Consider the following 1,279-nt stretch of genomic DNA (forward strand, 5'->3'; position numbering starts at 1 on the left):
ATCTGAACCGCCCCGGCTATCGCGGAGGCTCCACCTTTTGAGAAACTGGAGCCACTATGCCAAAGCCACCGAAGTTTTCCCCTGAAGTCCGCGAGCGTGCCGTACGGATGGTCTATGAAGTCCGTGAGTCGCATGCTTCCCAGTGGGCGGCCATTGAGGCGGTATCCAGCAAGATCGGTTGCACCGCTCAGACCTTGAGCAACTGGATTCGCAAGGCATCTTCCCCCTCAACACCCAATCCGTCGGTAGATCCTCGTATCAAAGAGCTGGAGCGCGAGATTCGCGAGCTCAAGCGGGCCAACGAGATTCTCAAGGTCGCCAGCGCTTTTTTCGCCCAGGCGGAGCTCGACCGCCGTTTGAAGTGATCTGGCTACTCATCGACGAGCACCGGAAAACCTTTGGGGGTCGAGCCAATGTGCAGCGTGCTGCAGGTGTCCCCATCGGCCTATCGACGCCATGCTGCGCGCTTACGCGACCGATCACGGCAATCAGCACGCGCAATACGTGACGAGGCGCTTACCGTGCAGATTCGTCGTGTCTGGCAAGAGAACTACGAGGTCTATGGTGCCCGAAAAATCTGGCGTCAGATGCTCCGCGAACGCCAGACCGTAGCGCGCTGCACAGTGGAGCGGTTGATGCGGGACATGGGGCTGCGTGGTGTAACACGAGGCAAGGCCGTGAAAACCACACGCGCTGACCCTAGCAATGCCAATCCCAGAGACTTGGTGAAGCGGCAGTTCACGGCTGAGCACCCCAACCAGCTCTGGGTGGCCGATTTCACCTTCGTTTCAACCTGGCAGGGGTTTGCCTACGTCGCGTTCATCGTGGATGTCTACTCCCGGTTTATCGTTGGCTGGCGTGTCAGTCGGCACATGCGCACGGAGTTTGTCCTCGATGCGCTCGAACAGGCACTTCACAGCTGTCGGCCTGAGCCGCACCGGCTGGTTCATCATAGCGACCGGGGCTCGCAAGCCGGCGTCGAGCCGTCGGTTGGCAATACCGGCGACAGCTACGACAACGCCTTGGCGGAGACCATCAACGGACTCTACAAGACCGAGTTGATCCACAAGCAAGGGCCATGGAAAACTGTAGAGGCTCTGGAATGGGAAACGCTGAAGTGGGTGACCTGGTTCAACCAACAGCGCTTGCTGGAACCGATTGGAAATAGGCCACCAGCGGAGTTTGAGGCACTATACGAACAGAGTCAGGCAGCAATCCCAGTTGCCGCCTGACTCAAATACGATAGCCTCCGCGAAACCCGGGGCGGTTCAAGCATTAC

Annotated in this window: 1 pseudogene and 1 other annotated feature; the pseudogene reads left to right on the top strand. The window is 58.8% G+C overall.

What is annotated here, in order from left to right:
• Positions 1-56: 56 nt before the first annotated feature.
• Positions 57-1,232: pseudogene (locus NA637_RS25035) on the top strand (IS3 family transposase).
• Positions 323-440: a sequence feature (AL1L pseudoknot), on the top strand. (Overlaps the previous pseudogene by 118 nt.)
• Positions 1,233-1,279: the final 47 nt, after the last annotated feature.

The organism is Stutzerimonas stutzeri, from assembly GCF_024448935.1.
In the GTDB taxonomy this organism is placed as follows: domain Bacteria; phylum Pseudomonadota; class Gammaproteobacteria; order Pseudomonadales; family Pseudomonadaceae; genus Stutzerimonas; species Stutzerimonas stutzeri_AO.